17 protein-coding genes, 1 other RNA gene and 3 pseudogenes are annotated in these 21465 nt (G+C 73.9%); 8 read left to right on the forward strand and 13 right to left on the reverse strand.

Annotated features, from left to right (window positions below; genetic code table 11):
• Nucleotides 1-231 (forward strand): annotated as a pseudogene (locus tag AB0L21_RS06755) (ribonucleoside-diphosphate reductase); the annotation flags it as partial.
• A 253-nt stretch (nucleotides 232-484) separates the two neighbouring features.
• Here AB0L21_RS06755 and rnpB read toward each other — a convergent pair.
• The 4 genes and pseudogenes from rnpB to AB0L21_RS06775 form a co-directional block, all read right to left on the reverse strand.
• An RNA gene (gene rnpB / locus AB0L21_RS06760) (RNase P RNA component class A) lies at nucleotides 485-887 on the reverse strand.
• Nucleotides 888-1002: 115 nt separating this feature from the next.
• Nucleotides 1003-1782 (reverse strand): annotated as a pseudogene (locus AB0L21_RS06765) (EamA family transporter); the annotation flags it as partial.
• Nucleotides 1779-2627, reverse strand: coding sequence for an AraC family transcriptional regulator (locus AB0L21_RS06770; protein ID WP_365782614.1), 849 nt, complete (start codon nucleotides 2625-2627; stop codon nucleotides 1779-1781). The gene AB0L21_RS06770 and the pseudogene AB0L21_RS06765, both read right to left, overlap by 4 nt.
• 206 nt (nucleotides 2628-2833) lie before the next feature.
• A complete protein-coding gene (locus AB0L21_RS06775; protein ID WP_365782616.1) occupies nucleotides 2834-4267 on the reverse strand; it encodes an RNB domain-containing ribonuclease in 1434 nt (477 codons plus the stop codon).
• 74 nt (nucleotides 4268-4341) lie between these two features.
• Here AB0L21_RS06775 and yaaA point away from each other — a divergent pair, with 74 nt between their 5' ends.
• Together yaaA and eda are read left to right on the forward strand one after the other, a co-directional pair.
• A complete protein-coding gene (gene yaaA / locus AB0L21_RS06780; RefSeq protein WP_365699520.1) occupies nucleotides 4342-5124 on the forward strand; it encodes a peroxide stress protein YaaA in 783 nt (260 codons plus the stop codon).
• 71 nt (nucleotides 5125-5195) lie between these two features.
• Nucleotides 5196-5858 carry a bifunctional 4-hydroxy-2-oxoglutarate aldolase/2-dehydro-3-deoxy-phosphogluconate aldolase gene (gene eda, locus AB0L21_RS06785; protein ID WP_365699282.1) on the forward strand — a complete coding sequence of 221 codons (663 nt, stop codon included), beginning with the start codon at nucleotides 5196-5198 and terminating at the stop codon, nucleotides 5856-5858.
• A gap of 44 nt (nucleotides 5859-5902) precedes the next feature.
• Here eda and AB0L21_RS06790 read toward each other — a convergent pair whose 3' ends face one another.
• The 3 genes from AB0L21_RS06790 to AB0L21_RS06800 are packed head-to-tail and all read right to left on the reverse strand — an operon-like array spanning nucleotide 5903 to nucleotide 9119.
• Nucleotides 5903-7510, reverse strand: coding sequence for a bifunctional RNase H/acid phosphatase (locus tag AB0L21_RS06790; protein WP_365782618.1), 1608 nt, complete (start codon nucleotides 7508-7510; stop codon nucleotides 5903-5905).
• A 12-nt stretch (nucleotides 7511-7522) separates the two neighbouring features.
• A complete protein-coding gene (locus AB0L21_RS06795; protein WP_365782833.1) occupies nucleotides 7523-8266 on the reverse strand; it encodes a C4-type zinc ribbon domain-containing protein in 744 nt (247 codons plus the stop codon).
• A gap of 16 nt (nucleotides 8267-8282) precedes the next feature.
• Nucleotides 8283-9119 carry a Nif3-like dinuclear metal center hexameric protein gene (locus tag AB0L21_RS06800; protein ID WP_365699284.1) on the reverse strand — a complete coding sequence of 279 codons (837 nt, stop codon included), beginning with the start codon at nucleotides 9117-9119 and terminating at the stop codon, nucleotides 8283-8285.
• 187 nt (nucleotides 9120-9306) lie between these two features.
• Here AB0L21_RS06800 and AB0L21_RS06805 point away from each other — a divergent pair, with 187 nt between their 5' ends.
• Nucleotides 9307-10560 (forward strand): hypothetical protein, encoded by a 1254-nt coding sequence (locus tag AB0L21_RS06805; RefSeq protein ID WP_365782620.1) that lies wholly within the window; start codon nucleotides 9307-9309, stop codon nucleotides 10558-10560.
• 320 nt (nucleotides 10561-10880) lie between these two features.
• Here the strand turns inward: AB0L21_RS06805 and AB0L21_RS06810 are convergent, their stop codons facing one another.
• The 3 genes from AB0L21_RS06810 to AB0L21_RS06820 are packed head-to-tail and all read right to left on the reverse strand — an operon-like array spanning nucleotide 10881 to nucleotide 13802.
• On the reverse strand, nucleotides 10881-11819 hold the full coding sequence (locus AB0L21_RS06810) for a 3-oxoacyl-ACP reductase (protein ID WP_365782622.1): 939 nt from the start codon (nucleotides 11817-11819) through the stop codon (nucleotides 10881-10883).
• A gap of 11 nt (nucleotides 11820-11830) precedes the next feature.
• The gene (locus AB0L21_RS06815; protein WP_365782624.1) at nucleotides 11831-12907 is read right to left on the reverse strand and encodes a Zn-dependent alcohol dehydrogenase; all 1077 of its coding nucleotides are present in this window, start codon (nucleotides 12905-12907) and stop codon (nucleotides 11831-11833) included.
• Between the two features lie 37 nt (nucleotides 12908-12944).
• Nucleotides 12945-13802, reverse strand: coding sequence for a MaoC/PaaZ C-terminal domain-containing protein (locus tag AB0L21_RS06820; protein WP_365699289.1), 858 nt, complete (start codon nucleotides 13800-13802; stop codon nucleotides 12945-12947).
• 313 nt (nucleotides 13803-14115) lie between these two features.
• Between AB0L21_RS06820 and AB0L21_RS06825 the strand changes: the two are divergent.
• A pseudogene (locus AB0L21_RS06825) lies at nucleotides 14116-15431 on the forward strand (sensor histidine kinase).
• 78 nt (nucleotides 15432-15509) lie between these two features.
• On the opposite strand, the gene AB0L21_RS06830 reads toward AB0L21_RS06825, so the two are convergent.
• Nucleotides 15510-16127 (reverse strand): TOPRIM nucleotidyl transferase/hydrolase domain-containing protein, encoded by a 618-nt coding sequence (locus AB0L21_RS06830; RefSeq protein ID WP_365699291.1) that lies wholly within the window; start codon nucleotides 16125-16127, stop codon nucleotides 15510-15512.
• Nucleotides 16128-16632: 505 nt separating this feature from the next.
• Between AB0L21_RS06830 and AB0L21_RS06835 the strand changes: the two genes are divergently transcribed.
• A complete protein-coding gene (locus AB0L21_RS06835) occupies nucleotides 16633-17277 on the forward strand; it encodes a response regulator transcription factor (RefSeq protein ID WP_365699292.1) in 645 nt (214 codons plus the stop codon).
• A 22-nt stretch (nucleotides 17278-17299) separates the two neighbouring features.
• On the opposite strand, the gene AB0L21_RS06840 is transcribed toward AB0L21_RS06835, so the two are convergent.
• Together AB0L21_RS06840 and AB0L21_RS06845 are read right to left on the reverse strand one after the other, a co-directional pair.
• Nucleotides 17300-18124 carry a hypothetical protein gene (locus tag AB0L21_RS06840; RefSeq protein WP_365782626.1) on the reverse strand — a complete coding sequence of 275 codons (825 nt, stop codon included), beginning with the start codon at nucleotides 18122-18124 and terminating at the stop codon, nucleotides 17300-17302.
• Nucleotides 18121-18660, reverse strand: coding sequence for a SigE family RNA polymerase sigma factor (locus AB0L21_RS06845; protein WP_365782628.1), 540 nt, complete (start codon nucleotides 18658-18660; stop codon nucleotides 18121-18123). Before AB0L21_RS06845 ends, AB0L21_RS06840 begins: the two co-directional genes overlap by 4 nt.
• A 237-nt stretch (nucleotides 18661-18897) precedes the next feature.
• Here AB0L21_RS06845 and AB0L21_RS06850 point away from each other — a divergent pair, with 237 nt between their 5' ends.
• The gene (locus AB0L21_RS06850; protein WP_365699295.1) at nucleotides 18898-20640 is read left to right on the forward strand and encodes an MFS transporter; all 1743 of its coding nucleotides are present in this window, start codon (nucleotides 18898-18900) and stop codon (nucleotides 20638-20640) included.
• A 152-nt stretch (nucleotides 20641-20792) separates the two neighbouring features.
• Entirely contained in the window at nucleotides 20793-21443 is a 651-nt protein-coding gene (locus AB0L21_RS06855; RefSeq protein WP_365699296.1) for a class I SAM-dependent methyltransferase, read from the forward strand.
• Nucleotides 21444-21465: the final 22 nt, after the last annotated feature.

Consider the following 21465-nt stretch of genomic DNA (forward strand, 5'->3'; position numbering starts at 1 on the left):
TGCGGCGACGGCCTGCCCGGCATGAACACCGACTCCATGCGCCAGTACCTCGAATGCGTCGCCGACCAGCGCCTCACCCGCCTCGGCTTCGCCCCCGTCCACGGCTCGGAGAACCCCTTCTCCTTCATGGAACTCCAAGGCGTCCAGGAACTGACCAACTTCTTCGAACGCCGGCCCTCGGCCTACCAGGTCGCGGTGGAGGGCACCGTCGACCTGGACGAGGACTTCTAGCCGGACCCGCACAGCGGCACAGGGGGTCCCCGGAACGTTCCGGGGACCCCCTGTGGGTGGCCCACGGGATGCGCAGCTCCCACGGGATCACCCGGGCGCCCATCTCGGTGAGCGTCTCGGCGAGACAGGCGCGCGCCCCGGTCGCCGCCGGTGATCGCGGGGGACGCGCTGGCCAGGGCCACCGGCTTGGCAGCGGCTGAGGTCTCAGCGGCTTCTGATTGTCCCCGGATTCGCAGGTCAGCGAGCTGAGAGGCAGACGAGTCGGGCTGTACGCCGGGTTCTGTTCCCCGGTGTCCTCGCGGGCGCCGGGGCGACGGCCATCCATCTAGGACCGGCGTTGCCGCCGGCCTCGTGCGGTCTACCCGCGGACTCGGGCGGGCCGCCCTCGATCGTCCGCGCAGGGACACCGAGGTGTCCCCTCTTGACCTTGCTCCGGGTGGGGTTTACCTAGCTGCCCAGGTCACCCTGGGCACTGGTGGTCTCTTACACCACCGTTTCACCCTTACCAGGGGCCGGAGCCCCGGGCGGTCTGCTTTCTGTGGCACTGTCCCGCGGGTCACCCCGGGTGGCCGTTAGCCACCACCCTGCCCTGTGGAGCCCGGACGTTCCTCGGGAAGTCCCCTAAGGGGACTCCACGCGGCCGTCCGCCCGGCTCGTCTGCCGTGTGGACCATGGTACCGGGCGCGTGCCGCGTCGCGGACCCGCGGCCGTCGCCAGGACCGAGCCGGTCAGGATGAGGGCGAAGGCGGCCAGCACCGGAAGGGTCAGCGGCTCGTGCAGGAACAGGGCGCCCGCCGCCACCGCCACCGCCGGGTTGACGTAGGTGATCACCGTGGCCCGGGTGGGGCCGGCCTCCTTGATCAGTTCCAGGAACGCCACGAACGCCACCGCGGTGCAGATCACGCCCAGACCGGCCAGCGCGGCCAGGACGGTGGGAGAGGGCAGGGCGGCCGGGCGGGTGAGGGCCGCCGCGGGGGCGTAGACCAGGGCGGCCAGGGTGAGGCAGGCGGCCGTCAGATGGAGTGACGGGACCTCTTTGAGGCGGCGGGCGGCGATCAGGGGAGCCGTGGCGTAGCCCACCACCGTCACCAGGACTTCCGCCAGGGAGCGGGCGTCGCCGCCGGTGAGGTGCGGGAGGGTGAGGACCGCCACGCCGGCCAGGCCCAGGGTCAGGCCCGTCACACGGCGGACTCCCAGGTGTTCCGTGTCGCCCAGGAGCCGGGCCAGGACCACGCCGACGATCGGTACGCCCGCGATCAGCAGGCCCGCCGTCGAGCTGGACAGGTGGCGTTCGGCGTCGGTCAGGGTGAACCAGGGGACCATGATCTCCAGCACGGCGAAGGCCAGCATGGGGCGCCAGTGACGTCGTATCGCGTCCCCGAAGCCGCCCTGGCGGAGGGCGAACGGGAGCAGCAGGGCCGCGCCGAGCGCGCAGCGCGTGAACACCACCACCGGCGGGGACACCGCGTCCACCGCCACCTTGATCATCAGGTAGGGGATGCCCCAGACCACTCCCATCAGGGAGAACAGGAACCAGCCGCGTGCAGTCATGCGGCCGAGTGTCGGCGTCCCGGTCCCGGGATGTCTTGAACGCTGTTGCGGTAGGCCGCCGGGGTCACCCCGAGCACCCGGCGGAACCAGCGGGTCAGGTGGGCCTGGTCGGCGAAGCCGACGAGGGTGGCCACTTCGGCGGGGCGCAGGCCGGTCTCCAGCAGGACCCGCGCCTTGGTGACCCGGTGCTGGGCGAGCCAGGCGTAGGGGGGTATGCCCATCGTCGTACGGAAGGCGCGCAGGAGCTGGTAGCGGGACAGGCCGAGGTCGGTGGCGAGCAGGGCGAGGGAGGGCGGGTCGGTGAGTTCGTCGGCGAGGCGGTCGCGGACCGTGCGGGCTATGGCGTCGGCGCCTGGGATGCGGTCGCAGAGCGGGCGGGCCGTGGAGTGGCGCCGGGCCAGGGCCGTGAGCACCCAGGGCAGGACGGACTCTGCCTCCAGCGGGTCGGGGCGGGCGCTGAGTCGCGTGTGGGCGGTGCGCAGGGCGCGGGCCAGCGCGGGGTCGTCGATGAGGGGTTCCCGGAAGTGCGGCAGGCCGCCGAGGGTGCCGTCGGCGAGCAGGGACGGCTCGGCGTACAGGGCGCGGTAGGCGTAGCCGTCGGTGGGGTTGCCGGGGCCGCCGGTGTGCATCTCGCCGGGTTCGAGGACGACGATCGTGCCGGGGCCGGTGCGGATGTGGCCGCCCCGGTAGTCGATGATCTCGGAGCCGCCGACGCAGACGCCGATCGTGTACTCGTCGTGGGCGTGCGGGGCGTAGACGTGCCGGCGGAAGCTGGCGGTGAGCAGGTCGAGCGGGGGCCCGCAGCGGCCCAGTCGGGCCCGTGTCCACCGTGCCTGTTCCCCCATCGGCCCGTCCCCTCGCCACTCACGTCATCGGCGCCCGGTGTGCGCGGTGCTCCCCCGTACCGGGTACAGCGCCGGAAGCCCTCGTTCCATGCCGTCGCGCACGCCGTACGTCCTCTTACCGGTACAACGCCGCAGGGCCCCGCGTCCATGCCTGCGTCGGGCAGGCGCCGGGCAAGCCCGTCGGGTCACGCCCCTCGTCCGGGCGCTCACGCCACGGTGAACAGGATCTTCGCCGTACCCGGGTCGGCGCGGGTGAGCCGGACCCGCAGCCGTTCGCCGAGCGGCAGCTGTGTGCCCTCGACGCGCCCGATGACCGCGGGGGACAGCACCTGAACGGTGCCCACGGTCGGCCGGTGCTCGTCCACGTCCACCACACAGCCGTCGAAGACGTCCCCGACCCGGTCCTTGAGCAGGGCAGCCTCCACGATGTCGACGCACTCCCGCTCGACCGTGCCCGCGCGCCGGGAGCCGTCGGCCATCCGCCGGGGCAGCGCGTCCAGCACGGCGAGCACCCAGTCGGGCGGGTCCTGACCGGCGACGGCGGCGAGGCAGATCTGGGAGGCGTAGCGGTCGGCGAGGCGGCGCAGCGGGGCGGTGCAGTGCGCGTAGGCGGCGGCGACGGCCGCGTGCGTGGTGAGCGCGGGCAGCTCGCCGTCCCGGAAGACGGTGTAGCCGGCCCCGCGCAGCAGGGTGGTGCACTCCTGGAGGAAGGCCGCGTGGCGCGGGTCGTGCGGGTCGAGGGTGCGCAGCAGGGCCGCGTACGACACGTGGTGCGGCCAGTCGATGTGCAGGGCGGTGGCGGTACGGCGCAGCCGCCCGACGGCGCCGTCCGGCGCGGCGGGGAGGGTGCGCAGGATGCCGGTGCCGTGGGCGAGCATCAGATCGGCGGCGGCCATGCCGGTGAGCAGGGAGAGCTGGGCGTTCCAGCGGTCGGCGGGCAGCGGGGCGCGGTAGCGCAGCGCGTAGGTGTGGTCCCGCTGGACGATCTCCTGCTCGGGCACGTGCAGGGAGATCCCGCCGCGCTCGGCCTCCAGCCGCTCCCGCGCCTCGCCGATCTCCTTGAGCAGGGCGACGGGTTCCTCGGCCGTCCCCGCGTCGATGTCCCGCTGCACGCCGGCGTAGTCGAGCTTGGCCCGGCTGCGGACCAGGGCCCGGCGCACGTCGACGGCGACGGTACGGCCCTCCGCGTCCAGGTCGATCGTCCACAGCACGGCCGGCCGGGTCCGGCCGGGCAGCAGGCTGGCCGCGCCCTCGCTGAGCACGGTGGGGTGCAGCGGGACCCTCTCGTCCGGGAAGTACAGGGTGGTCACCCGCCGGTGCGCCTCCGCGTCCAGGGCTCCGCCGGGTGCGACGAAGGCGGCGACGTCGGCGATGGCGTACCGGACGCGGTAACCGGTGCCCTGCCGGGACAGGTGGGTGGCCTGGTCGAGGTCCGTGGAGGTGGGCGGGTCCAGGGTGAAGAACGGGATGTCCGTGGCGTCGTGCACCGGCAGGGCGGGGTCCTTGGCCGCCTGCTCGGCCGCCGCCTGGACCTCCGGCGCGAAGGCCTCCGGGATGCCGAGTTCGGAACGGAGCGCGGCGAGCGCGGCCCGGAGGGGGGCTTCGGGGGCGCCGGTGACGCGGATCGTGCGGCGGGGCATGGAGCGAGCGTAGGCCGAGGCGGCACCGGAGTCACGCCGTACCCTGGCGCGGAGGTCTACGTGAGGAGTACGTGTTGCTGGTCCTGCTGCCGCCGTCCGAAGGCAAGGCGAACTCGGGCGAGGGTGCCCCGCTTCAGCTGGAGTCGCTGTCCCTGCCGGGGCTGACCGCCGCGCGGGACGCCGTGGTCGGGGAGCTGGTCGAGCTGTGTTCCGGCGACGAGGAGAAGGCCCGCGAGGTGCTGGGGCTGAGCGAGGGACTGCGCGGCGAGGTCGTGAAGAACGCCGGGCTGGGCACGGCCGGCGCCCGCCCCGCCGGGGAGATCTACACCGGTGTCCTGTACGACGCCCTCGGCCTGGCCACGCTGGACGCGGCGGCGCGGCGCCGCGCGGCGGACTCGCTGCTGGTGTTCTCCGGGCTGTGGGGTGCCGTGCGGGTGACGGACCGGATCCCCTCCTACCGCTGCTCGATGGGCGTCAGGCTGCCGGGGCTGGGTGCGCTGGCCGGGCACTGGCGGGCGCCGATGGCCGAGGTGCTGCCGGAGGCGGCGGCCGACGGCCTGGTCCTCGACCTGCGGTCCTCGGCCTACGCGGCGGCCTGGAGGCCGAAGGGCGAGGTGGCCGGGCGCACGGCGACGGTACGGGTGCTGCACGCGCCGACCCGGAAGGTCGTCAGCCACTTCAACAAGGCGACGAAGGGCCGCATCGTCCGCAGCCTGCTGACCGCCGGTGCCGCGCCGAAGGACCCCGCCGAGCTGGTGGGGGCACTGCGGGAGCTGGGATACGTCGTGGAGGCGGAGGCGCCCGGGAGGGCGGGCAAGGCGTGGGCGCTGGACGTACTGGTGGACGAGATCCACTGAGGCACCCCAAGTCGTTGCACGGTGCGCAACGCTCATTGCGGAGGTTGCGGTAACTGGGCACGATGAAGGGCATGACCTCGCCGCTGCCCTCCTTTCCGCCTGCCTCCGTGCTGGACCTCGCCCCCGTCATGCCCGTGGTGGTGCTCACCGACGCCGCCGACGCCGTACCGCTGGCGCGGGCGCTGGTCGCGGGCGGGCTGCCCGCGATCGAGGTGACCCTGCGGACCCCGGCCGCGACGGCCGCGATCCGGGCCATCGCCGCGGAGGTCCCCCAGGCCGTGGTCGGGGCGGGCACGGTCATCTCGCCGGAGCAGGTGGACGCGTGTACGGCGGCCGGGGCGCGGTTCCTGGTCAGTCCCGGGTGGACGGAGGCACTGCTGGCGGCGATGCGCGGATCCGGGGTGCCGTTCCTGCCCGGCGTGTCGACCACCTCGGAGGTCGTCGCGCTGCTGGAGCGCGGGGTGCGGGAGATGAAGTTCTTCCCGGCGCAGGCGGCGGGCGGTACGGCATATCTGAGGTCACTGGCCGGACCGTTGCCGCAGGCCCGGTTCTGTCCCACGGGCGGGATCGGGCCGCAGACCGCGCCGGAGTATCTGGCTCTGCCCAATGTCGGCTGCGTGGGCGGAAGTTGGATGGTTCCGGCGGAGGCGGTGGCCGCCGGGGACTGGGGGCGGATCGAGGAACTGGCGCGTACGGCGGCCGGGTTGAGGTCCTCGGGCGGCTCAGGGGCGTAGGTGCCGGGCGGCGCGGGTGCCGGGCGGCGCGGGTGCCGGGCGGCTCAGGGGCGCAGGTGAGAGGTGTCGTTGAACAGCCGTACGCTCGCGTTGCCGTCCGCGTAGTACGCCACCGCCGACAGGGAGGCCGCCGAAAGCTCCATCCGGAACAGCGACTTGGGCGGAGCGCCGAGCGCGAGACGCACGAAGGTCTTGATCGGGGTGACGTGGGTGACCAGCAGGACCGTACGGCCCGCGTAGGCCGCGGTCAGCTTGTCGCGGGTGGCGGCGATCCGGGTGGCCGTCTCGGCGAAGCTCTCGCCGCCGCCGGTGGGGTGGGCCTCCGGGTCGGCGAGCCAGGCGTCGAGGTCGTCCGGGTAGCGTTCGCGGACCTCGCCGAAAGTCAGGCCCTCCCAGGCGCCGAAGTCCGTCTCGCGCAGGCCGTCTTCGAGCGTGACGTCCAGGTTCAGACGGGCGGCGACGATCTCGGCGGTCTCGCGGGTGCGGGCGAGGGGGGAGGCGACGATGGCCTGGATCGTGCCGCGCCGTGCCAGGGCCTCGGCGACGCGGTGCGCCTGCTGTCGGCCTGCGGCGGAGAGGGAGGGGTTGGTGCCGCCGCTGCCGGAGAAGCGTTTCTGGGGAGTCAGGGGGGTCTCGCCGTGCCGGAGGAGGACGAGGGTGGCGGGGGCGCCCAGGTCGGGGGCGGCGCTCCAGCCCGGGGCACTGGAGGCGCGCTGCTTGTTCAGGGTTCCCCCACCGGAGCCGGGAGGGCGCCCCTCGCCGGCGGTGGTCGTGGACTGCTCGCTGAGAGCGTGCCCGGCGCTGGAGGTCGTAGGGCGCCCCTCGCTGGGAGCTGCCGCTTCCGCTGGGACGGACGCCGCCCCAGCGGCACGACTGCCCGCGACTGCGGACGACGGCCGCTGCCGGACGGGCCCCGCCCCAGCGCCACGACTGCCCGCAGCTGCGGACGATTCCGGCGCGGCTGCGGAGGATTCGGGGGCTGGTGCAGCGGCTTCACGGGCCGCCGCAGAGGATTCGGGGCCGGCGGCTTCGTGGGCCCCCGGCTCGCGTGCCGCTCCCGCTTCCACGTCGTCCCCGGCCGGGGCGGCCACCGGCTTCGCCGGACCGGTGGGCCGGCCTTCCGCCAGAGCCGCGCGGGCCCTCGCCGCCCCCGCCGCCGCGTCTCCGGGTGGGCCCGAGGGCTCAGGGGTGGCGGGTGGTGTGTCCAGGGCCGCGCGGGACCGGGACGGTGACCACGGCCGGCCCTTCGCCCCCGCGTCCATCGCCTCGTTCGCCAAGCGGTCCGCGTGTTTGTTCTGCTCGCGGGGGATCCACTCGTAGGTGACCTGGTCCGGCGGGTAGAGGGACCTCGCCTCCGTCGCCAGTGGCTTCATGTCGGGGTGCTTGATCTTCCAGCGGCCCGACATCTGCTCGATGACGAGCTTGGAGTCCATGCGGACGTGGACCCGGGCCGACGGGTCGAGGGCGCGGGCGGCGCGCAGGCCGGCCAGGAGGCCGCGGTACTCGGCGACGTTGTTCGTGGCGACGCCGATGTACTCCGCTGCCTCCGTCAGGGCCTTACCGGTGGCCCCGTCCAGAACGACCGCCCCGTAGCCCGCGGGTCCGGGGTTGCCCCGCGACCCGCCGTCGGCCTCGACGATGAACTCCCGCACCCCTGAAGCCCCTTACAGACCCGACTCGGCGGTGCGCACCAGGATGCGGCGGCAGTTCTCGCAGCGGACCACCGTGTCCGGCGCCGCCGAGCGGATCTCGTTCAGCTCGGTGATGGCCAGCTCCTGCCGGCAGCCCTGGCAGGTGCGGGCGTACAGCTTGGCCGCGCCGATGCCGCCCTGCTGCTCGCGCAGCTTGTCGTAGAGCCCCAGCAGGTCCGCGGGGACGGAGGCCGCCACGACCTCGCGCTCCTTGGTCACCGAGGCGGCCTCGCCGTCGATCTCCTCGAACGCCGCGTCCCGGCGACCGGTCGCGTCGTCGATCTTCGACTGCACGGAGGCGACCCGCTCGGTCAGCTCGTTCACCCGCTCCTGCGCGGCCTCACGGCGCTCCATGACCTCCAGGACCACGTCCTCCAGGTCGCCCTGCCGCTTGGCCAGGGAGGCGATCTCGTGCTGGAGGTTGGACAGGTCCTTCGGCGAGGTGACGGCGCCGGAGTCCAGGCGCTGCTGGTCGCGGGCGGCGCGCTGGCGCACCTGGTCGACGTCCTGCTCGGCCTTGGTCTGCTCGCGGGCGCAGTCGCTCTCCTCGGTCTGCGCGGCCACGAGCAGGTCGCGCAGCTGGGTGAGGTCCTTCGTCAGCGACTCGATCTCGGCGTGCTCGGGCAGGGACCTCCGCTTGTGCGCGAGCTGCTGCAGGCGGACGTCGAGGGCCTGGACGTCGAGGAGTCGGATCTGGTCGGCGGGCGCGGCGTTCAGTTGGGGGCTCCCGTTGCTAGATGGCGGCGGTGGACGCCGCGTGGGCGGTCCAGGGGTCGGTGACCGTCTTGGAGACGTGGACGCGGAGGTCCCAGCCGTGACGGTCGGAGATCTCGTCGAGCTGGCTCGCGGCCAGCTCGCACCAGGGCCACTCGGTGGCCCAGTGCGCCGCGTCGAGCAGCGCGAGGGGGCTGTGGGCCACCGCCTCGGACGCCGGGTGGTGGCGCAGGTCGGCGGTGAGGAAGGCGTCGACGCCGGCCGCGCGGACCTGGTCGAACAGGCTGTCGCCGGAGCCGCCGCTGACGGCGACCGTGCGGACGGCGGCCTCGGGGTCGCCGGCCACCCGGATGCCCTGCGCGGTGGCGGGCAGCCGCTCGGCGGCGCGGGCGGCCAGTTCACGGACGGTGAGGGGGTGGTCGAGTTCGCAGACGCGGCCCAGGCCCCGGCGGCCCTCGGGGTCGGTGGGGTCCGGCACGAGGGGGCCCACGACACGGAGGTCGAGGGCTCCGGCGAGGGCGTCGGAGACACCCGGGTCGGCGGTGTCGGCGTTGGTGTGGGCGACGTGCAGCGCGATGTCGTTCTTGATCAGTGTGTGCACGACCCGGCCCTTGAAGTGCGTGGCCGCGACCGTGGTCGTGCCGCGCAGATAGAGCGGGTGGTGGGTGACCAGCAGGTCGGCGCCGAGCTTCACGGCCTCGTCCACGATCTCCTGGACGGGGTCGACGGCGAACAGGACCCGGGTGACCTCCTGGGCGGGGTCGCCCACGACCGTGCCGACCGCGTCCCAGGACTCGGCCCGCTCGGCGGGCCACAGGTTCTCCAGCGCGGCGATGACTTCAGACAGACGGGGCACGGCCCAAGGCTACCTGGCTGTTCGGCGGGGCTGTACCGCATGCGTCCGGTCTGACCCCGCTCAGCACAGACGCCCCGGTTTCCTCAGCTGAATCGCTTCTGCACCACCCGTATGTGTGAAGCCGGAGATGGCCGGTCCCCTGCCTGTGCGTAGGAAAACTAGCTTCGTCGCCGGAGGTGACCGAACGATGACGGTCTGTGCGATCGAACCCCCCTCCACGGACGGGGCCGGTGGCGTGCCGGGGACGGGGTGCGCGATCACGGCTGACGGCGCGTACGCCGCCCGGCTCGCGCGGGACGGTGACTCCTGGTTCCCGGAGCGCTGGACCCTGGACGGCCCGGAGCCCTACGCGGTGCCCCTGCCCGGCAACCAGCCTGAGGAGCCCGGGACCGAGGTGCAGCCGATGGGCGACGGGCGGGTGCTGATCCACCGCCTGGTGGCCGGGCGGCGCGCCTTCTCGCTGCTGTACCCGACCGGGCCAGGCACCGGTGAGCTGCCGCTGGGCGCGGTGGAGTGCGCCGAGCCCGGCACCCGGCTCACCCTGCTGCCGCCGGCTCCGGGGGGCGTGCGGGCGTACGCCCTCGCGGTCGGACCGCGCTCCAGCGTGGTGTGGCTGGTGGCGGGCGGGGCGTTCGGCCCGGAGCGGTGCGCCGAGGTGCCGGGGCGCTGCTCGGGCGGGGTCTGGCTGGACCGGTCCGGGCGGATGCTGGCGCTGGACCGGGAACTGGACGGGTGCACCAAGACGGTCGTGGTGGACCTGGAGCGCGCCGGCGAGGTCTCGCCGCTGCTCCAGATCGCGGACGGCAGCGACGACCGGCTGCTGCTCGCCGATCCCGACAGCGGCCTGCTGCTGATCTCCTCGGACGCGCCCTCCCCGGGGCGGGCGCGACTGGGCTGGGGTGTCCTCGGCAGCACCCTGCCGGTGCGGTTCCCGGAGCGCCTGCGGGTGCCGGAGTGCGTGGTGACGCCGTTCGCGATCCAGCCGGGGCAGGTGCTGATGCCGGAGAACTGCGCGGTGGGCCTCCGGATCGACGGTGCCTTCGGCACCTGGGTGGGCGTCTGGCGCCCGGCCGACCGTGAGGTCCGGCACCTCCCGGCGCCCGAGGGCTGGCTGGCGGGCACCGGGCTGTTCACGTGCGACGGGGTGCTGCGCCTGCCGTACGCCACGGAGGCGACTCCGTGCGGCGTGTCGGACGTGGCGGCGCCGGGCGGGAACGCGACCGCGGTCACGGAGGAGGCGGGGGACGTGGCCACGGCGGGGGCTGGGGACGTGGTCACGGAGGGGGCGGGCGACGCCCAGGGGCCGGACCGGGACGGCGGCGCCGCCGAGGCCTGCGAGCGGGTGGTTCCGGCGGGGGCGGAACCGGGTCCTCCGGTGCCGGCGGTGAACCGGCCCGTGCCGTTGCAGCAGGCGCCCTTGGGACGTCTTGTAACGAACTAGTGCCGGTTGGCGTGTGCGCCTGGATCCGGCCCGTGGCGCGCCGGTTAGACTCGCCCGGCTGTACGAAAGATCAGGTTGACGGGGTGAATACGTCCGATGAGCGACACCAGCACGACTGAGCAGCTGTCTGCCGGCTCTTCCGAGACCGCCGGCCACGGTCGGCACCGGGGCCCGGTCGCGGCCCAGGAGAGCGAGTCGGCTCCGCACGGCCGGCATCGCAAGCCGGTCCAGGAGACGGCGGAGGCAGCTGCCTGACGGCAGTGAAGAAGAGGGGGCGCTCGCTCGGCGGGCGCCCCCTTTGCCTTGCTCCCGGTCCTGCCTCACCCCCGCCTGAGCCCCAGCACCTCCACCGCCGCGAAGGTCTCCCCCGGTGGCCGGTCCGCGTAGTGCGGCGTGAGGAGCGCGTCGAGTTCGTCGTACGTGAAGGTCTCCTGCTCGCTGTCGAACCGGGCCCGCACCCGGGGCCGTTCGATCACGGCCACCATGCCGCCGTGGACGACGAGCAGCTGGCCGTTGACCCGGGCGGCGGCCGGCGAGGCCAGATAGCCGACGAGCGGGGCGACATGCTCGGGAGCGAGCGGGTCCAGGCCCTCCTCCGGCTTCCGCAGGCCGGCGAAGACGTCCTCGGTCATCCGGGTCCGGGCGCGCGGGCAGAGGGCGTTGGCCGTGACGCCGTACTTGGCGAGGGCGAGGGCGGTGGAGGTGGTCAGGCCGACGATCCCGCCCTTCGCCGCCGCGTAGTTGGGCTGGCCCGCGGACCCGGCCAGGAACGCCTCCGAGGAGGTGTTCACGATCCGCCCGTACACCGCCGCGCCGGCCGCCTTGGACCGCTCCCGCCAGTGCGCGGCGGCGAAGCGGGTGGTGTTGAAGTGCCCCTTGAGGTGGACGCGGATCACCGCGTCCCACTCGTCCTCCGTCATGGAGAAGACCATGCGGTCGCGCAGGATGCCGGCGTTGTTGACGAGGATGTCCAGCTTGCCGAACGCGGAGACGGCCGACTCGACCAGTTCACGGGCCTGGGCGAAGTCGGAGACGTCCCCGGTGTGCGGTACGGCCGTGCCGCCGGCGGCGCGGATCTCCTCGGCGACCTGCTCCGCGGGCCCCGCCGACGCCGCGCCGGAGCCGTCCCGCCCCGGTTGCCCGTAGTCGTTGACGACGACGGCCGCGCCGAGCCGGGCGAGTTCCAGGGCCTCGGCCCGGCCGAGCCCGCGCCCGGCGCCGGTGACGATCGCGCAGAGCCCCTCCAGTGGCAGTGACATGCGCCGCTTCCTCAGATCTCGATGCAGGTGCGCAGGGCGGTCCCGGTGCGCATCTGGTCCAGCGCCTCGTTGATCACCGCGAGCGGCACCCGGTGGGTGATCAGGCCCGCCAGGTCGACGCGGCCGGCCCGCCACAGGGCGATCGTGCGCTCGTAGGAGCGCAGGACGTCACCGCCGCCGTACATGGACGGCAGGATGCGCTTCTCGTCGAAGAACAGCTCGAACATGTTGAGCTGGAGGAAGTCGTCCATGGCGCCGGCGCCGACCACGACGAGGGTGCCGCCGCGCCGGGTGTTCTCGTAGGCGGTGCGGGCGGTGGCGGACCTGCCGACGACCTCGAAGACGTAGTCGAAGCCCTCGCCGCCGGTGACCTGCTGTTTCGCGTCGGCCAGCTCCTCCGGCGCCACTGCCTTCGTGGCCCCGAACGCGAGGGCGGACGCGCGCCGGGAGGCGACCGGGTCGACGGCGACGATCTCGGCGGCGCCCTTCAGCCGCGCGCCCTGGACGGCGGAGATGCCGACGCCTCCGCAGCCGATGACGGCGACCGACGAACCGGCCGCCACGTCGGCGGTGTTGAGGGCGGCGCCGAGACCGGTCGTCACCCCGCAGCCGATGAGGGCGGCGATGTCGAAGGGCACGTCGTCCGGGATCGGCACGGCGCAGCCGGCGTCGACCACGACCTCCTCGGCGAAGGTGCCGGTGCCCGCGAAGCCGAACAGGTCGCCGCCGGAGCGCCGGAAGTTGGGGGTGCCCGCGTTCATGAACCCGGCCAGGCACAGCTGGGTCTGCCCGCGCTTGCAGGCCGGACAGGCGCCGCAGGCCGGCAGCCAGCACAGGACGACCCGGTCCCCGGGCTTCAGGTGCCGTACTCCGTCGCCGACTTCGAGGATCTCGCCGGCGCCCTCGTGGCCGGGGACGAAGGGGGCCGGCTGGGGCAGCACCCCGCTCATCGCGGACAGGTCCGAGTGGCACAGCCCCGTGGCGCGCACCCGGACCCGGACCCTGCCGGGGCCGAAGCCCACCGCCTCGACGTCGTCGAGGACCTCCAGCTTTTCCTGGCCGATCTCGTGCAGTACGGCTGCGCGCATGGTGCGGCTCCCCTCGCGGTCTCTCGCTCGCGGTCTGTCAGGAGTGCTGGACGATGGTGTCGGCGAGGACGGGCGCGTCGTCCCGTTCGACGGCGCTCACGGCGGCCCGCACGGAGGCTTGCGAGGCCCACATCCGGATCCGCAGGGTCTCCCCCGGGTACACGACCCCGGCGAACCGCGTGGCGTACGACCGCACCCGGCTCACGTCCCCGCCGAGCAGGGTGTCGACGACCGCCTTGAGCGTGACGCCGTAGGTGCACAGGCCGTGCAGGACGGGCCGGTCGAAGCCGGCGAGCTTGGCGAACTCGGGGTCGGCGTGCAGGGGGTTCCAGTCGCCGGACAGGCGGTAGAGCAGCGCCTGGTCCTCGCGCAGGCGCCGCTCGACGATCCGGTCCGGCTCGCCGGCGGGGGGCTCCGGCCGGACGGACGGTCCCCGGTCGCCACCCCAGCCGCCCTCTCCCCGTACGAAGATCTGCGCGTCGTTGGTCCACAACGGGCCCTCGGCGTCGGCGACTTCGGTGCGCATGACGAGGACGGCGGCCGTGCCCTTGTCGTACACGGCGGCGATGCGGCCGGTGGCGGTGGCGGTGCCCTCGGCCGGGAGGGGGCGGTGCAGGGTGAGCGCCTGGCCGCCGTGCAGGACGCGGGCGAGGTCGACGTCGACGCCGGGCATGGACAGCCCGCTGATCACGCCCGGTGAGCCGGCGCCCGCGACGGTGGCGAAGCTCGGCAGGACGTGCAGCCGGGACTCCAGGGTGTAGCGCAGCTCGTCGGGGTCGGTGGCGGGGACGCCCGCGCCGATGCCGAGGTGGTAGAGCAGGACGTCCTTGCGCGTCCAGGAGATCTCTCCCGACCGGGGCTCGGCGGCGAGTGCCTTGGCGGCGTCGATGGGCATGGGGCTCCTGACGGGTCTCAAGACCTCGGTGCGGACGTCCGCACCGTCGGCCGCACCGAGGTCGTCCACGTGCGGACCTAGAACGCGTTCCAGTCCGGCGCCCCCTGTATAGCCGAGCCCTCCGCAGTTGTGAAGGCTCCTGACACTGTGTCAGCCCGGGCGGGCCGGCGGTGACATTTGTCCTGCCCGATTCGGTACATGCGTGTCTGCCCGCGCCAGGGTCCGGTTCCGTACCGTTCGATCCGTACGCTGTGCCGCCCTCCCGCCCCCATGCGGTGGGGCCGTTCGAACGACTGAGACGGGGGACTCGGAGATGACGTGGTGGCGGAGCCTGCACGGCCAGGTGGCGGCCTGGCAGCGGGAACGGCTGGTGTGGCGGGCGGACATGCGGCGCTTCCGGGCCGCGCGGCGGGCCGCCCGGTGCGGCGGCGCGGACGGCTCGGCCGCCGAGCACCCGGGCCCGCCGCCCACCGGCTTCACCCTGCTGCCCTGGCTGCTGCTGGGCATGGGCTCCTTCTCCAACGTGGTCCAGGGCGAGACCCCGAACCCGTGGATCGGCGGCCTGGGCCTGCTCGCCTTCAACTCCCTCTACGTCTACGTCACCTTCCGCGCCTTCGACCGGACCACGCGGGAGTCGGCGTCCACCCGGGTCGCGCTGGGCCTGCTCGGCCTGGTCACGACGGGCCTCGCCCTCGGGTACGGCGGCAACTGGCTGATGTTCTTCCCGCTGCTGGGCTCGCCACGGGCGCCACCCTGCGCGGACCGTGGCTGGGCCGCGTCGGCCTGCTGCTCACCCTCTACGCGGGAGCCGCCACCTGGCTGCGGGACGGCTGGGACGACGCGTCGGGCATCGCCTACGCCACCTTCCTGTCCAGCATGGTCACCGCCGCGATCCTCAGCCTGTCCGAGGCCGTGCGGGAGCTGCGGGCCGCCCGGGAGGAGCTGGCCCGGCGCGCGGTGGCGGAGGAGCGGCTGCGCTTCTCCCGCGATCTGCACGATCTGCTCGGGCACACGCTGTCGGTGGTCGTCGTGAAGTCGGAAGCGGCCCGCCGGCTCGCGCCACGCGATCCGGACGCGGCGCTGGCACAGATCTCGGACATCGAGTCGGTGGGCCGGCAGGCGCTCACCGAGATCCGCGAGGCGGTGACCGGCTACCGCGAGGGCAGCCTGGCCACCGAGCTGACCCGGGCCCGCTCGGCGCTCTCCGCGGCGAGCGTGGACCCGGTGGTCCGCCAGTCCGGGCCGCCGCTGGCCCCGCAGACCGAGGCGCTGCTCGGCTGGGTGGTGCGCGAAGCGGTCACCAACGTCGTCCGGCACAGCCGTGCCGGCCGCTGCGACATCACCGTCGAGGGAACCGCCGAACGGGTCCGGCTGACGGTCACGGACAACGGCACGGGCGCCGGAACCCCCGCCGCCGGTGGGGGCTCCGGCGGCACAGGGCTGAAGGGGCTGACCGAACGCCTCGCGGCGGCGGGCGGCTCCCTCACGGCCGGCCCGGCGCCACGCGGCGGCTTCACGGTCACCGCCGATCTGCCGGTGGGCGGTGACGAGGCGGCGACGGCGGTGGGTACGGGCACTGCGACTCCCGCTGGGGCTACGGCTACGGCTACGGCGCCCAGGGTGCGGTGACCGCCCGCCCAGCTGACGTCGGCCGTCCACGACGTGCCGCTGTCGAAGGCGTTGGCTCCGCCGTTGCTCGCTGTCCGGTCAGAGACTGGCCAGCAGACCGTCGAGCGGGGCGGGTGCCCGGTCGGGATCGAGGGCCTCGACCAGGACACGGCCGTAGTGGATCTTCCGCCCCTTCTTCGTGCCGAGGAAGCGCCGCAACTGCTGCTGTGCGGTGCGGCCCCGCTGCGCGGGCTGACGCAGGAAGGTCTGCCACGCACGCAGGTCGCCCTCGGCCCGGACCAGCTCCGCCACCCGGGTCACGCCCAGCGCGCGGATCAGCTCGTCCTCCAGATCCGCAGCGCAGACGAAGAACCCGTGCTGTGCCACGCCGGCCCGCTCCCAGCCACGGGCGTAGTACGGGCGCTCCCGCTCGTCACACAGCCCGGTGAGGCACAGGCCCAGGCCGGCCGGCCCGAGGAGGGTGGCGAACCGCCCGACGTTCATCGCCCCGCCCATCGACAGGACGCAGACCCCTTCGGCCGCCAGGTCCCGGCCGCGGCCCGCGGCCAGCGCGCCGACGGCCGCGGCATCGCTCGGGCCTTCGAGCAGGACGGCCGCCCGGACGGACAGCCGCGCGGCCAGCTCCCGCGCGGGGCCTCCGGGCCCACCGGCCGCCCACGCGGTGACCGCCTCCCGGAACGCCCCCATGTCAGCCATGAGCCGAGTCTCCGCCCTTTCCTGCGGCCACGGTAGGGAATTTCCGCGAGCGCGCACGGACCGCTGCGGTCAACGGCCGGCCGACACGCCCCCGAACCGCCGTACCGCCGAACCACTTCCAACCCCCGCCGGTTCGCGGTTGGGGACGGAGGCGGTTCGGGGGGGCGGAGGTCGTTCGGCTCGGGATGGCGGCGGTTCGGCGGAAGCGGTTCGGTCCGGGGTGGCGGCGGTACGGCGGTCGGGGCGGCGGCGGTCGGAAGCGGTATGGCGGTCGGGGTGGTGGCGGTACGGCGCGGTGGCCCGGGGTGGCGACCGCCGTACCGCCGCCCGCCCCTGCCCCTGCGCCTGCGTCAGCCCCTCCCCCGTATCTGTACGAACGGCCCGCCCCCGCCGAGGGAACGCTGAGTTCGCTCGCCGGGACGCGGCCCTGGCCGGCGGCACCGGCGACGCGGTCCGGCACGACAGGACGCGGGGCTGCCCCGGCCGCCCGGCGTAACCTGTGGCGATGGACGACGAGAGGCCCCGGGACCACCGGCCCGGTACACGCATCCGGGTGCTGCTCGCCGAGGACCAGGGCATGATGCGTGGCGCTCTCGCCCTGCTGCTCGGCATGGAGGAGGACATCGAGGTCGTGGCACAGCTGGGCTCGGGCGACGGCATCGTGGACGCCGTGCTCACGCACCGGCCGGACGTGGCCCTGCTGGACATCGAGCTGCCGGGCATGAGCGGGCTGGACGCGGCGGCCGAGCTGCGGGACCAGGCTCCCGACTGCCGGGTGCTGATCCTCACCACCTTCGGCCGGCCGGGCTATCTGCGCCGGGCCATGGAGGCCGGAGCGGCCGGCTTCCTCGTCAAGGACGGGCCCGTGGAGGAGCTGGCCACGGCGATCCGGCGCGTGCTCACGGGGGAGACCGTGGTCGATCCGGCGCTGGCCGCCGCCGCGCTCAGCGCCGGGCCGAATCCGCTGACGCCCCGTGAGCGGGAGGTGCTGACGGCGTCGGTGGACGGGGCGACCGTCGCCGACATCGCCGGCAGGCTGCGCCTGTCCGAGTCGACCGTCCGTAATTACCTCTCCTCCGCGATCGGCAAGACGGGCACCCGCAACCGGGCCGAGGCGGTAAGGGAGGCCCGGCAGCAGGGCTGGCTCTGAGCGGGATCTCCCGCGCGGCGGGTCACCTCGTCACGCCGGCCTCCTCGTAGGCCGTCCCCTCGGGGGCGACGCACACGAACCAGTTCCCTCCCGGGTAGCCCGCCACCGGGCGGATCAGCGAGGTGCCGTCATGGGCGGCGGGAGCGGATCCCGCCGGCCGGGCCACGGTGGAACTGCCGTCCTTCCAGCGGCAGGTGACCTCCCGGGCGGTCTTCGCGACATGCCCGACCACGAGCCGTTCGGGGGCCGTGGGGCTGACCTCCTCCAGGCTGACGGCGGCGGCCTGGAGGTCGGTGCCCGAGAGGCGGTCGATCCTCTGGTGCGTGTCGAACATGACGACCAGGGGAAGGCCGTCGCCGTAGGACCGCATCGAGAAGTACGACGTCTTCCCGACCAGGTCGGCGGCCTTGTCCGCCGCCGGCCGCACGCCCATCCGCCTCATGGCGTCGAACTGCCGGTCCGCCTCCCGCGCGTCACGCGGCGCGCCCCACACCTCGACCCAGACCCGCCACTCCTTGCCGTGTTCGGTCCCCCGCGCCAGCTCCGTCCGCTGCGGGTCGTACACATGTCTCTCCTCGGCGGACGCCGGGCCGGGCGCCATCGGCGTCCCCCGGTCGGCGCGCTCCCCGGGCAGCCCGGCGAAGGCCAGCGTGGCCCCCGTCGAACCCGCCAGCACCAGGGCGGTGGCCGCCGCCACCGCCCAGCGCCGCGCCCTGCGGCGCCGGCCGCCGCGGATGACGGCCTGGACGGGGGCTATGCCGATCTCGACCTCGTCCGCCGCGTCGGCGAGCAGGAGGGCGATGTCCGTCTGCGTCATGTCGTGAATCTCCCGGTCCGCGCTCATCACTTCCGCCCTCCGTGCGTCACCATGTCGGCCAGTCCCGGTATGGCGCGGAGTTTCGCGATCCCCTTGGCCGCGTTGCTCTTCACCGTGCCGACCGAGCAGCCCATGGCCTCCGCCGCCTGTGTCTCGGTCAGGTCCTCCCAGTAGCGCAGCACGACCGCCTCCCGCTGCCGGGCGGGCAGTTGCGCGAGCGCCTTGAGCAGGGCGCTGCGGTCGTCGGCCTGGGCGATCCGGTCGCCGGTGTCGGCCACCTCGCGCACCAGGCCGGAGTCGTCCTTCGGCGCCAGGAACTCCCTGAGTCGCCGGCGGTGTCTGCACGCGTGCGCGTTGATCATCACGCGCCGTACGTACGCCTCCGGGTCGTCCGCGCCGCCGACCCGGCGCCAGGCCACATAGACCTGTTCGAGCGTCGACTGGACCAGGTCCTCGGCGGCGTGCTGCTCCCCCGTGAGGAGAAATGCCGTACGCATCAGCCGCGGCCAGCGGCCGACCACGAAGCTCTGGAACTCCTCGTTCCGAGTCTGCTTCCCGTCCCCCATGGGCACCTCCTAGATGTCTGAAGGAGTCCATGGGCCGCCCGGACCGTTGCCCCGGTCCGCAGAACCCGGGGATTTCTTCTCAGCCTTCGCTCGGCCTTCCTCCGCCCTCTCGGGCATGACACCCCGTCAGTAACCCATGGAACGGTCAAAAATTCGTTAGGGGCCCGAAGCAACGGAATAGTTGCCTGTGCATACGAGGTTTACCCAGCACTTATGACACGCGGAAGGCCTCACCCCATGCCAGAGACGACGACCGACCAGCCCACCCGGAGAGCGGGCGGCGCCGTGGTCCCCGTGCTCGCCTTCGCGGGCATCGTGGTCGCGGTGATGCAGACGCTGCTCGTGCCGGTCATCAAGGACCTGCCGCAGCTGCTGGACACCGCCCCCAGCAACGCCACGTGGGTCCTCACCTCGACCCTTCTGTCGGGCGCCGTCGCCACCCCGATCATGGGCCGGCTGGGCGACCTCTACGGCAAGCGCCGCATGCTGATCCTCAGCCTCGCCGTGATGGTGGCCGGCGCCCTGGTCAGCGCCTTCACCGACCAGCTGCTCACCATGATCGTCGGCCGTACCCTCCAGGGCTTCGCCATGGGCGCGATCCCGCTCGGCATCGGCCTGATGCGCGACATGCTGCCGCGCGAGAAGCTGGGCTCGGCCATGGCCCTGATGAGTTCCTCGATCGGCGTCGGCGGCGGCCTCGCACTGCCCGCCGCGGCCCTGGTCGCGCAGCACACCGACTGGCACGCCCTGTTCTACGGCGCCGCCGGCCTCGGCGTGCTCGCCATCCTCCTCACGCTCCTCGCCGTCCCCGAGTCCCCGATGCGCGCCGTGGGCTCCTTCGACCTGCTCGGCGCGCTCGGCCTGTCCACCGGACTGGTGCTGCTCCTGCTGCCCATCACCAAAGGCAGTGACTGGGGCTGGTCCTCGGGCACGACGCTCGGTCTGTTCGCCGCTGCCGTCGTCGTCCTGCTGCTGTGGGGCCTGTTCGAGCTGCGCGTCCAGGCGCCCCTGGTCGACCTGCGCACCACCGCCCGCCGCGAGGTGCTGCTCACCAACCTGGCCTCGATCATGGTCGGCGTCAGCTTCTACGTCGTCTCGCTCGTCCTGCCCCAGCTGCTCCAGCTGCCCACCGCGACCGGCTACGGCCTCGGCCAGTCCATGGTCGTCGCGGGCCTGTGTGTGGCCCCGCTGGGCCTGACGATGATGTTCACCGCCCCGGTGTACGCCCGCCTGTCCGCCCGCTACGGCCCCAAGGTCACCCTGATCACCGGCCTGCTCGTCATCGCGATCGGCTACGGCGGCGGCCTCGGCCTGATGGACGCGGCCTGGCAGACGATCGTCACGTCCGTCGTCCTCGGCGCCGGCATCGGCCTCGCCTACTCCTCGCTCCCCGCGCTCATCGTCGGCGCGGTCCCGGCCTCGGAGACCGGCGCGGCCAACGGCCTGAACACCCTGATGCGGTCCATCGGCACGTCGGTGTCGAGTGCCGTCATCGGCATGGTGCTGGCCGACACCGCCGACAAGGTGAACGGCGTCGCCATCCCGACCATGCACGGGTTCCGGGTGTCCTTCCTGATCGCCACCGCCGCCGTCGCGGTCGGCCTGATCCTGGCGGTCTTCCTGCCGAAGGCGGCCCGCCCGGCGCAGCACACGCAGCTGCGGGCCAGCAGCGAGGAGGACGCCGGCCTGGAGCGGGCCGAGGAGGTGCTGCGCGCGTTCCGGGGGCGGGTCCTGGACGCCGGGGGCGCGCCCGTCGCCCGGGCCAAGGTCACCCTGATCGACCGCCGGGGGCGGCAGGCCGGTGCGACCGTCTCCGCCGAGGACGGCAGCTACGCGCTCGCCGTCCCGGCGCAGGGGGCGTACGTGCTGGCCGCGCGGGCTTCCGGCCATGGGCCCCTGGCTTCTTCGGCGACGCATTCCGGTGAGGAGCGGGCTGTCGCCCTGGATCTTTCGCTGCCCGGGGAGACCGTGAACGCCTGACGGGGTGCCTCGTTCCGTCGTCCGGCGACCGCGGCACCGTCGTGGTCGATCGCGCGGGGCCCCGCGCGCCGTGCACCGCACCCCCTGTCCCTGAGTGACCGGGGGTGCGGCAGCATGGGCGCTCGGACCGACGTACGACCGAAAGGCGACCCATGCCCGCCGCTCCCCAGCCCGAGATCCTGGCCGCGTTCGAGGCGGCGAAGGGGTTCATGCCCCTCGACGAGGGGCTCGCCCTCTACGACGCCGCCGTCACCGCCGGCCGGCTCGGGCTGCCGCTGCTGGAGGTCGGCACGTACTGCGGGCGCTCCACCGTCCTGCTGGCCGACGCCGCACGCGCGGCCGGGGTCACGGCGCTCACCGTCGATCACCACCGGGGCAGCGAGGAGCAGCAGCCCGGCTGGGACTACCACGACCCGGAGACGGTCGATCCCGAGGTCGGCCTGATGGACACGCTGCCCACCTTCCGGCGCACGCTGTTCAAGGCGGGGCTGGAGGAGCACGTGGTCGCCCTCGTCGGCCGCTCCCCGCAGATCGCGGCGATCTGGAACTCCCCGCTCGGGTTCGTGTTCGTCGACGGCGGCCACACGGACGAGCACGCCACGGCCGACTACGACGGCTGGGCGCCGCATGTGGCCGAGGGCGGGCTGCTGGTCATCCACGACGTCTTCCCCCATCCGGAGGACGAGTTCACCGGCCAGGCGCCGTACCGCGTGTACCTGCGGGCCCTTGGGTCCGGGGCGTTCACGGAGGTCTCGGCGGCCGGCTCGCTGCGTGTCCTGCGGCGAACGGGAGCGGGGATCTGAGGCCCCGGTTAGAGTCGCAGAC

Source organism: Streptomyces sp. NPDC052721, from assembly GCF_040678315.1.
Lineage (GTDB): Bacteria > Actinomycetota > Actinomycetes > Streptomycetales > Streptomycetaceae > Streptomyces.

What these genes read in the sequence shown, in the direction of transcription:
- AB0L21_RS06845 (WP_365782628.1), bottom strand. Translation starts at nt 18,660, where the DNA reads ATGGGGGACGGGAAGCAGACTCGGAACGAGGAGTTCCAGAGCTTCGTG.
- AB0L21_RS06830 (WP_365699291.1), bottom strand. Translation starts at nt 16,127, where the DNA reads ATGGCTGACATGGGGGCGTTCCGGGAGGCGGTCACCGCGTGGGCGGCC.
- AB0L21_RS06770 (WP_365782614.1), bottom strand. Translation starts at nt 2,627, where the DNA reads ATGGGGGAACAGGCACGGTGGACACGGGCCCGACTGGGCCGCTGCGGG.
- AB0L21_RS06850 (WP_365699295.1), top strand. Translation starts at nt 18,898, where the DNA reads ATGCCAGAGACGACGACCGACCAGCCCACCCGGAGAGCGGGCGGCGCC.
- AB0L21_RS06805 (WP_365782620.1), top strand. Translation starts at nt 9,307, where the DNA reads ATGACGGTCTGTGCGATCGAACCCCCCTCCACGGACGGGGCCGGTGGC.
- AB0L21_RS06810 (WP_365782622.1), bottom strand. Translation starts at nt 11,819, where the DNA reads ATGTCACTGCCACTGGAGGGGCTCTGCGCGATCGTCACCGGCGCCGGG.
- AB0L21_RS06775 (WP_365782616.1), bottom strand. Translation starts at nt 4,267, where the DNA reads ATGCCCCGCCGCACGATCCGCGTCACCGGCGCCCCCGAAGCCCCCCTC.
- AB0L21_RS06820 (WP_365699289.1), bottom strand. Translation starts at nt 13,802, where the DNA reads ATGCCCATCGACGCCGCCAAGGCACTCGCCGCCGAGCCCCGGTCGGGA.
- eda (WP_365699282.1), top strand. Translation starts at nt 5,196, where the DNA reads ATGACCTCGCCGCTGCCCTCCTTTCCGCCTGCCTCCGTGCTGGACCTC.
- AB0L21_RS06855 (WP_365699296.1), top strand. Translation starts at nt 20,793, where the DNA reads ATGCCCGCCGCTCCCCAGCCCGAGATCCTGGCCGCGTTCGAGGCGGCG.
- AB0L21_RS06835 (WP_365699292.1), top strand. Translation starts at nt 16,633, where the DNA reads ATGGACGACGAGAGGCCCCGGGACCACCGGCCCGGTACACGCATCCGG.
- AB0L21_RS06815 (WP_365782624.1), bottom strand. Translation starts at nt 12,907, where the DNA reads ATGCGCGCAGCCGTACTGCACGAGATCGGCCAGGAAAAGCTGGAGGTC.